Origin of the sequence: Mesorhizobium sp. M7A.F.Ca.CA.001.10.2.1, from assembly GCF_003998575.1 — a bacterium.
GTDB lineage: Bacteria > Pseudomonadota > Alphaproteobacteria > Rhizobiales > Rhizobiaceae > Mesorhizobium.
Map to the genome: position 1 here is coordinate 1 of NZ_RZQY01000192.1, position 9,321 is coordinate 9,321.

The following is a 9,321-nucleotide window of genomic DNA, read 5'->3' on the forward strand; positions in this document are numbered from 1 at the left end:
GTTCCACGGCTTCACCGATCCTGTCCAGGCCCGTCGGGACTTCCAGCCGCCGCACGCCGATATGGTTGGCAATCCATGAACATTGCCGAAGATGCGCCGCCGCGAAGTCGTCGGGGAGGGCCGCGCGGCCGAAGCGCGTCACATAGGAGAATTTGATGATGGCCGGCAGGGCGGCAATGGCGGGCAAGGGCGTGATGCCAGCCCTTTCGCCGCGCTTGAGGATATAGATCCTGGTCGCCGGCACCTTGTCGCCCGAAAAGTCACCGTTCAGGCGATGCTGCATCTTGTCGATCGCCGGATGCACTTGCGGCCGCACTTCCGCTTCCCCGAGCGAGATCGCCGCCGCGGCGTCGGCCGCCAGCTTGATCTGCGGAAAGCCCGGAACGGTCATTGGCTCACTCGGATTGGCGAGGTCCAGCGCCACCACGTCATCGGTAAGCAGTCGATGCCCGGCCCGGATCATCGCACTTGCGGTCGTCGACTTGCCGGCACCCTTGTCACCCATGAAGATGGCGCTCGGGCCGGCGGCGGCGATGGCGCTGGCATGCAGGACAAGCAGGCCGCGCCGGTGCAAGAGCAGCGCCATGACCGGGCCGAGCAGCGGAAACGCCAGCAGCGCGTCGTCGACGCCGGGCGCCGGTTCAATGTCGATACGGTTGGAATCGGTGATCAGGAACGCGCCCACGGCATGCCAGGCCAGATATTGCCGGTCCGCCTCGAAGCGAAAGTCGGTCGCGGCTTCGGGCGCCGGCTTTGGCAGGTCGATCGCGCCGACGGCGATCACGACATCCGCCGCCCCGGGCGGCGCCGGCTGCAGTTCGGGTAACATCACCTCCGACGCGATGGTCAGACCATAGGCGCGGTAGAAGCGGCGTTCTCGCATTGCCCGGCCATGCGGACGGGGATTATCACTGTATGCGGCCATCGGCTCGTTGCGCGGCATCACGTGGGGCTCCCGCCGTGCGGGAGTTGCCGCAGCCAGAGCGACAGCGAGGCCGAGCGCCAGACATACTGGACATCCAGGGGGGCTGCCTGATCGGGCTGGCGCAGCAGTCGCGCATAGGCAGCACTCACTTGCGGCAGATTGACATAAGGCGCGATGCGGCCTGCATCCGAGACCAGCAGCTGTTCCAGGAGGTCGCGATGATTGCGCAGCATGCCGTTGACGAGATTGGCGGTGAAGTCGATCTTGTCGCGTCGCCACTGCACCGCCTCCGGCAATACGCCTTGCATGGCGCGACGCAGCACATAGCGACCAAAGCCGTGGCTCAGCTTCTCCTCGCCCGGCAATGCCAGGCAGAACTCGACCAGCGGCTTGTCCCAGAATGGGTATCGCGGCTCGACGCCGAAATTGGCGGCGGCCTTGTCGAGAACCTCGAAAGCATGCGGGACATAGCCGTTCGACAGGATCCAGCGATGGCTCAAGGCGTCGCTGGCCTGAACGCCGGGCGGCATATAGCCGGCCCGGTGAAACCGGTCGACAAGCTCGGTGCGCTTGGCAAGGTCCGGATTGATCAGGTCGCGCCAGCTTCGTGCGCGCTGCACGTGCGCGGGCTTGCGGATCCTGTTCAGGGCACGGTTGGCCAGATGCCTCAGCTTGGCGATGCGCCAGGCCGGCCCGTAGAGGGTCAGGAACTGGAGATAAAGGCCAAGCGTGCTGTCGCCATAGGTATTGGAGGCGCTGCGGACCTCGCGCCACAGATCCATCCATCGGCCGCCATTCGCAAGCTCGTGCAGGTGACCATGGCCTTGGGAAACGACCTCGTCGCCGCCATGGCCGTCCAGCAGCACCTTGATGCCCTTGGCGCCGGCAGTCCGGTAGACACCGCGGGTGAGCGTCAGGCCCGGCGCCAGGAACGTTCCTTCCTGTTCTTCCAGCACGCGTTCGAATTCGGCGAATGGGGCATAGTTGCCGACCGGGATCAGTGTCGCGTCGACCTTCTGCTGGTCGAGAACGGCATCGATGAAGGGCCGCTCGTCCATCGGCGAGCCCTTCTCGAAAACCAGCGAGAAGGTCGGCAGCTTCGGCTTGCGCGCAGCGGCATTCTGCAGGCCGGCGACACAGGCGATAGATGAGGAATCGAGGCCGCCGCTCAGCATTGCGCCGACTGCCGAGGTCCCTCGCATGCGGTTGCGCACCGATTGCGAGAACAGATGGGCGAATTCCTCCGATGCATCCGACCGCAAGGGCCGCGCCGACGGCTCGATCTGCCAGTATCGACGCAACATCACCTGTTGCGCGGTGACGGTCAGGCTGTGGCGGGCCGGCAGGCTGAATATATCGCTGTAGGGGGTCGACTGCGGGTCGTCGGGAAGCCCGGCCAGGAAGCCGGAGATCTGGCGCTCGCTGACACGTGCGCGGATACCTTCGACGCCCAGGATCGGCCCGATCTCGGACGCGAAGGCAAAACGCCGGTCCGCCGCGTGGTAGTAGAACGGCTTGACGCCAAAATGATCGCGCGCGCAAAACAGCGATTGCCGCTCGTCATCCCAGATGGCGAACGCGAAATCGCCTTGCAGATGCTCCGGACAGGCTTCGCCCCAACGCAGATAGGCCCGCATCAGCACCATCGCGTCGGCCACCGACTGGTCGCGGATACCGAGCCTGGCCAGCAACTCGTCACGGTTGTCCAGCCGGCAATCGGCGGTGATGGCGAGCCGGCCGCCAGCCATCGTCAAAGGGCCTGGGCCGACCTCATCCGATGTGTTGAGCCAGGCGTGGCCAAGGGCGATGCTGGTGTCCAGCCACCAAGAACTGCCGTCAGGACCGCGATGGCGCATGCGCGCCAGCATTTGCTGAATGTCTGCCGCCGCGACCGCCGGTGCGTGTGCTCCGCGCAGCAGGATTCCAGCGACGCCGCTCATCGGCTGCCGTGGTCGACGAGATGGGCGAAGCCGTCGATCGATCCGCCAAGCACGATATGGTTGTCGCTGACCAGCCAGGCATGTGCTTTCAACTGCTCGCCCGTACCACGTTCGATGCCGATGCGTATCGTCGATTCATTGCCTTGGCGGGCGAGAATATACTGGCCGGAGAGCGCCTGGGTCAGGCACGTAGCGTAAGGGACGAAACGGGCCGCGGCGGCAACGCCCCAGGCGACACGCCGCAGTTCGCCCATTGAAGCGCACTGCCGCGCGTCTAGGCGCGTCACCAGGCTGCGTACACGATTGTAGGACAGCAGCGTCAGCCCCAGCCGAACTGTCGCCACCACCAGCAGGCAATGGCCAAGGAAGATCATTTCCGAGCCGCTCAGGGAGAAAATCCTGACCAGCCCGTGCCGGCTTTCGCCGCGCTTCGACTGCTTGAGGCCTGTTTCCCTCGCGGGTTCCTGCCGTAAAGCCGTGGCCCGCGAAACCAGGGCCCGCGAAACTATGGCCTGCGAAACCAGCGTCTTGTGCTGGGCCGGTTTAGACAAGTGCCTCATGATGCCGTCTCGCAAGCCCATTATCAGTCAGGCCCTTCAGCAATGCGTCGACATCGGCCTGGCAGCGCACCGGGTCGACATTATAGCGCGCAAGCACGGCGCTGCGGATGTCGCCGATCGACCGGGGCTCCTGGATCAAATCCCAGATGAAGGCGCCGACGCCATTCAGGCTGTAGTAGACATTGGATTTGAGATTGAGCAGCGCCAAGCCATCGCCGAACTCGCAGGCCACGGCATCCTTGGTCGCACTCACGCTATCGTGGTCGGCCAGATCATGGTCGGATTGCTTCCCGTTCATCCCCGCACCTCACTGACAAAACGCTTCGACATCTCCGGTTGGCGCAGGAGAAGTCGGGAGGCTGGCCCCCCGACCCCTCTTACGTCTGCTTTTGAATCCAGAGTCCCAAAATGTCACTCTGGAAACGGCTATAAGTCTCAGGAGAACGTCAGGTCGCCGATCGGCGTGTGCGCGGGGAACGACGCGTCGATCGCCGTGTTGCCGCCGCCACCCTGGGTGATGGTCTCAATCGAACCATGAACCGTCAGGCTTGGTGTCTCGTATTCATGCTTTTCAACATTCTGTTCCATTTTACTCTCCGATTTAGGACTGGAAACGGCCTGTCGAGTGCCGTCAGCACTTTTATGCTGCAATGCAATAGCTGCACGGCAGCATTTATGAGTCAAGACTGTTTTACCTTCCGTTAATCAATTACGTTGCTGGCGTCAGGACATGAGCGGCCATGCCTAAAACTTGTCACTTTTTAGCCGATTCCTTGGGCATGATGGCAGCGCCTGTGCTGATTCTTTAAGCATATGATTTTGCTTGCATAAATCGTTTGTTTTGTGCTTATTTTTAGGCTTCGCTAATGGAAAGAATTTTCGGTTTGGAAAATTCGGCCGCGGATCGGCTAAAAGACCTGGCAAGGATATTTCAGCCGCGGTTCTCACTTCTTTCCGACGCGATCTCGATAGACGCTTCGGTTGCAAAAATTCGCACTGCAAAAGGAAAGGCTTTACGGCATCGAGGTTTTTGGTGATGTTTGCTTCGCACGTGCAGCATAAGTGTTCGCGCAAACCGCTTTCTTGGGAGATTGTGCGCTAAATGGCCTTGCCTGACGGCTCATACGAACGATTGCGCGCCGCCGGCTGTGCCGACGAGGTGGCCTACGTACAGGCCTGCCTGCGATTGTATTTTGCCGGGCCGCACGCCGGCGCGGGCGACATTTCGATGCGTGATCTGGACGGTGCCAAAATTGCCGACATCGCCAGGCTGAACAAGGTCGCCACCTTTGTCCTCAAGGCCCTTTCGCGCGCACCCGCGCTTGAGAGGCCGCCTGAGCTTTTCCGATGGCTCGACACCTACCGCAGGAGGACGGTTTCGATGAACGCGTCCTGCATCATGGATTCCATGGCGGTCCATGATGTGCTGCGCGCCAGCGAGATCGATTTTGTTTTTCTGAAGGGTCCGTTCCAGCAGCAGCTTCTCTACGACGACCACTTCATGAAGCCGTCCGGCGATGTCGACATCCTTGTTTCGCCGCTCGGATTTTTCAGGGCGCGTGATGCGCTTCGCCAGATCGGTTATGAGGTATCAGGCAAGTCGAACTCCGTCTGGTGGGTCCGCTTCCTCGGCGAACAGCACATGACCCGGGACGACGGGCCGAGGTCGTCCACGGTAGATCTCCATTACCGCCTCCAGCAGCCCGGCTCGCCAAGCCCGCGCGACGCGGACGGGTTTCTGCGGCGCAAGCGACAGGTCGAAATCGCCGGTGCGACGGTGCCGTTCACCTCGGTGGCCGATACTTTGCTTTTGTCCTGCATCAGCGTCGCCAAGGCACTTTTCAACCGGGAACCCTGCGCGGGCTACGTCTGTGATATCGGTGCCAGCGCCGCCCGCCTCGACGAGGGGGATCAGCAGCGTTTGCTCGATGCCGCAACCGTACAAGGTTTGGACGACACGCTGCTGCTTGGCCTGCGCGCCGCCGATGTGCTACTCGGCGGCGCTGGCACGCTGCTGTCGCAGCGCGCGACCAGGATCCTGTCGCGCATCGGCAATGAGGATCTGCTCAGCATGGTCATCGCGCCATGGCTGCCGTCGCTGCGGTGGCCACAGCGGCGAACGGTGCTGTGGGAACTGTGCGGCCGCGCGCCGGTCCGCTATCTGGCCGAAGCCGGCTGGGCGGCGTCCGCCGATATCAGCCGCCGCATCTTCGAGCGGCCGGGAAGTCGCTGAATGAAGGCAAATTGGGTGCTGATGGCAATTCTGTAGGGCATCGAAGGAGTACGGGGCGAGGGCAAATCGATATTACCTGTACGAGAGGCAAATCCATGTCGATGACGAAATTCGAGGTCTGCGTGATCATCGCGGCAAAAAACGCCGCAGCGACAATCGCCGTCGCCATCGCATCCGCGTTGCGCGAACCGGAAGTGGCGGAGGTCGTCGTTGTCGATGATGCCTCTACCGACGACACCGCCGATGTCGCACGATCCGCCGATGATGGCAGCGGGCGGCTCTCCGTGATGCGCCTCGATGTCAATCGCGGCCCCTCCTTTGCCCGCAACGCAGCCATCGCCGGCTCGAAATCGCCGTTCATCAGCATTCTTGATGCCGACGATTTTTTCCTCGAAGGCCGGTTTCGCAACCTGTTTGCCGGGGCCGATTGGGATTTCGCAGCCGACAACATCATGCTGATCAGGGATGATGCGACGGGCGACGCGACGAAAATCGTCGCGCCGCAATTTGCCGCCGATCCGGAATTCCTCGATTTCGAGCGCTTCGTCGAAGGCAACATCTCCAGGCGCCGCGTGCAGAGGGGCGAACTGGGCTTCTTGAAGCCGGTGATAAGCCGTGCCTTCCTCCACCGCCACGGGTTGAGCTACGACGAGAGCCTGCGGCTGGGCGAGGACTATGAACTCTACGCCCGCGCAGTCGCATGCGGGGCGCGGTTCAAGGTCATTCGCTCCTGCGGCTACGGCGCCGTCGTCCGCGCCGATTCTTTGAGCGGCCGCCACAAGACTCAGGACCTGAAGCGTTTGGCCGATGCGGATCTGGCGCTGCTGGCGATCGACAGTCTGCCGGAAGGCTCGAAGGCGGTGCTGCGGCGGCATGAACGGCACGTGCGCGACAAATATCGGCTGCGCAATTTCCTTGACGTCAAGGCTGAGCGGGGGCTGGCATCGGCCGCGGCTTACGCTTTCGCCAGCCTGTCCAACCTCGTCCCCATCGTCCAGGGCGTGGCTTCCGACAAGCTCGAGGCGCTGTTTCGTCGCGTCGGCCTTATGTCCAGCCAAAAGCCTGTGCCGCCGCGGCGCTTTCTGATGGCTGGAACCAGCATGGGCAAGGAACGCTGAGAGCGAGGCCCGAGGCCTGCGGTTTGTCCGCTCGCGACACGTCATCACGCAAACCATTTCGGCTGGATTTATGAGTTTACGAATTGGGTGGTTGCCTCGCGGCTCCGACGATGGCAGTCTATGTTGCGGTGCAGCATATTGGACGACCAGCCGAACTGGCCCCCGATCGGATTGGTCCGATGTCTCTCCTTCAGAGGAGCAGGACAATGCAAGGCGAGTTTTTGAGCCCCGGCTGCGGGGATCGGCCAGAAGCCCGGCCCACAAGCCGGCGATGACAGGAACCTGAGCCCATGGCCTCGATATTCGGTTTCAGATCAAGGGATCCGGCCCGCGACCGGCAGGCCGATGTTTCACGTCTTGATCGTCTGGCAAAGCTGTTCGAACAAATTGCGGCCGAGATCGAGGCCGAAAGAACCGGGCTTGAGAATCGCTACCGGACAACGTCGACCAACGCCGCCTTCCTGGTCGAAGCCATGGAGAACGGCTCAGCTTCCGACAAGCGGTCTTCGGAAGTCAGCGCACTGACACAGTCAATCCTGAATTGCGAACGCCGCATTGCAGCGCTGTCGCGCCAGGACGGCATGATGAAAGAGCTCCGTCATTCGCTGGATATGGTCTTCGACGAGGACGCCGATTCGGCCGCCGCCTCGGCGGAATTCGCCTGGCCGGCAGGCGCCGGCAGAGGTTGAAACGTGAAGGCTCGGAACTGTTGCAACAGATTTGATGCAAGGCGGGAAGCAATCGAGAGGGTCACAGGGAAGGTCAAGGTTGGCCCGTTCAGGAGCGGTTCGCACGTCGACTTTGGGTTGGGGACACACAGCGCAAAGGTGAGTTTGATATGAAGTCGAATCCGAAACCTACGACGGCAATTGACGCGCCGCCTCTCGCATATCGGACCGGACAAGCCGCCTGGCGACGGCTGGGGTCGCTCGGTGCGTTGCTGCTGGCTGCTCTCGGCGGTTTCCCGGCAACCCCTTCCTACGCCCAGGACATTCCGACATCGCCGTCCTTCGTCGATGATTTCAAAAGCTTCGATCGTGCGCGCTGGTATGTTTCCGACGGCTGGAACAACGGCAGCCATCAGAATTGCACCTGGTCGAAAGGCATGGTCGAACTGTCGAATAATGTGCTTTCGCTCGGCTTCGAAAAGCAGACGCTGAAGGATCGCGACTACGTCTGCGGCGAGATCCAGACCAAGCAGCGCTTCGGCTACGGCACCTATGAGGCACGGCTGAAGACCGATACCGGCTCCGGCCTTAACGCGGCGTTCTTCACCTATATCGGTCCCAGCGACAAGCAGCCCTGGGACGAGATCGACTTCGAGGTGCTGACCAAGGACACCTCCAAGGTGCAGGTCAATGCCTATATCGCGGGCAAGGGCAAGAACGAGAAGCTGGTCGACGTGCCGGGCGGCACGGAGAACGCCTTCAACGACTACGCCTTCGTCTGGCAGAAGGACAGCTTGCGATGGTACGTCAACGGCCAGCTGGTGAACACGATTACCGACCCGGCGAAGCTGCCCAGCCATGCACAGAAGATATTCTTCAGCTTTTGGGGCAGCGATACGATGAAGGGTTGGATGGGAGCGTTCGCGGATCCGGGCCGCAAGCTTTCCCTGCAGATCGAGCGGGTTGCCTTCACGGCGCTCGGCGAACCCTGTCAATTTCCGGAATCGCTGGCATGCAGTGTAAAGTAGTTGGGAAAGTCGATTTGAACCGGCGGGACCGAAAACGGTCCGCTGCCTTGCATGGGAATGAAACCGAATGAATTTGACGGTGTTTGGAATTGGCTATGTCGGCCTCGTGCAGGCTGCGGTCCTTGCCGAAGTCGGGCATCAGGTGGTGTGCGTCGACATCGACGCCGCCAAGGTCGAGCGGCTCAACCAGGGCCTGGTTCCCATTTTCGAACCCGGTTTGGAAAACCTCGTTAAGGAAAACCATGCTGCCGGCCGCATCAAGTTCACCACCGATGCCGCCGCCGCTGTCAGGCATGGCGAGATCCAGATGATCGCGGTCGGCACGCCGCCGGGCGAGGACGGCTCGGCCGATCTCAAATATGTGCTGGCCGTCGCCGAGACCATCGGCCGCGAAATGGACAAACCCAAGATCGTCGTCGGCAAGTCTACGGTGCCGGTCGGCACCTGCGAAAAGGTGAAGGCCAGGATTGCCGACACGTTGAAGAAAAGAGGCCGCGAGGACCTGGCTTTCGATGTCGCTTCGAATCCCGAGTTCCTCAAGGAGGGGTCCGCGGTCGCCGATTGCATGAAGCCGGACCGCATCATCGTCGGCACCGACAGCGAGGACACCGAGGCTGTGATGCGCGAACTCTACGCGCCGTTCAACCGCAACCACGAGAAGATGATCGTGATGGACGTGCGCAGCGCCGAATTCACCAAATATGCCGCCAACTGTATGCTGGCGACCAAGATCAGCTTCATGAACGAGATGGCCAATTTGGCCGAACAGCTCGGCGCCGACATCGAGGAGGTCCGCAAGGGCATCGGCAGCGATCCCCGAATCGGCTACCATTTCATCTATCCGGGTCT

At 61.8% G+C, this 9,321-nt stretch carries 10 protein-coding genes; 5 read left to right on the forward strand and 5 right to left on the reverse strand.

Annotated features, from left to right (window positions below):
* The 5 genes from EN964_RS14565 to EN964_RS14585 all read right to left on the reverse strand — a co-directional run.
* Window positions 1–946 (reverse strand): serine kinase (locus EN964_RS14565; RefSeq protein WP_127276475.1); only part of this gene is annotated, 946 nt, incomplete at its 3' end.
* Window positions 943–2,865 (reverse strand): lasso peptide isopeptide bond-forming cyclase, encoded by a 1,923-nt coding sequence (locus EN964_RS14570; protein ID WP_127267625.1) that lies wholly within the window; start codon window positions 2,863–2,865, stop codon window positions 943–945. The genes EN964_RS14565 and EN964_RS14570, both read right to left, overlap by 4 nt.
* Entirely contained in the window at window positions 2,862–3,425 is a 564-nt protein-coding gene (locus tag EN964_RS14575; protein WP_127267624.1) for a lasso peptide biosynthesis B2 protein, read from the reverse strand. Before EN964_RS14575 ends, EN964_RS14570 begins: the two co-directional genes overlap by 4 nt.
* Window positions 3,409–3,723: a PqqD family protein gene (locus tag EN964_RS14580; RefSeq protein WP_127267623.1), complete on the reverse strand. Its 315-nt coding sequence runs from the start codon at window positions 3,721–3,723 to the stop codon at window positions 3,409–3,411. The genes EN964_RS14575 and EN964_RS14580 overlap by 17 nt, the downstream gene beginning before the upstream one ends.
* Window positions 3,724–3,860: 137 nt before the next feature.
* A complete protein-coding gene (locus EN964_RS14585; RefSeq protein WP_013891488.1) occupies window positions 3,861–4,013 on the reverse strand; it encodes a lasso peptide in 153 nt (50 codons plus the stop codon).
* Window positions 4,014–4,527: 514 nt separating this feature from the next.
* Between EN964_RS14585 and EN964_RS14590 the strand changes: the two genes are divergently transcribed.
* The 5 genes from EN964_RS14590 to EN964_RS14610 form a co-directional block, all read left to right on the forward strand.
* On the forward strand, window positions 4,528–5,658 hold the full coding sequence (locus EN964_RS14590) for a nucleotidyltransferase family protein (protein ID WP_127267622.1): 1,131 nt from the start codon (window positions 4,528–4,530) through the stop codon (window positions 5,656–5,658).
* Between the two features lie 95 nt (window positions 5,659–5,753).
* A complete protein-coding gene (locus EN964_RS14595) occupies window positions 5,754–6,776 on the forward strand; it encodes a glycosyltransferase (RefSeq protein WP_127267660.1) in 1,023 nt (340 codons plus the stop codon).
* A 290-nt stretch (window positions 6,777–7,066) separates the two neighbouring features.
* Entirely contained in the window at window positions 7,067–7,465 is a 399-nt protein-coding gene (locus EN964_RS14600; RefSeq protein ID WP_127267659.1) for a hypothetical protein, read from the forward strand.
* A 149-nt stretch (window positions 7,466–7,614) separates the two neighbouring features.
* On the forward strand, window positions 7,615–8,472 hold the full coding sequence (locus EN964_RS14605; protein WP_127267658.1) for a family 16 glycosylhydrolase: 858 nt from the start codon (window positions 7,615–7,617) through the stop codon (window positions 8,470–8,472).
* Between the two features lie 67 nt (window positions 8,473–8,539).
* Window positions 8,540–9,321, forward strand: a 782-nt coding sequence (locus tag EN964_RS14610) for a UDP-glucose/GDP-mannose dehydrogenase family protein (protein WP_164775821.1), incomplete at its 3' end; no start/stop codon positions are given.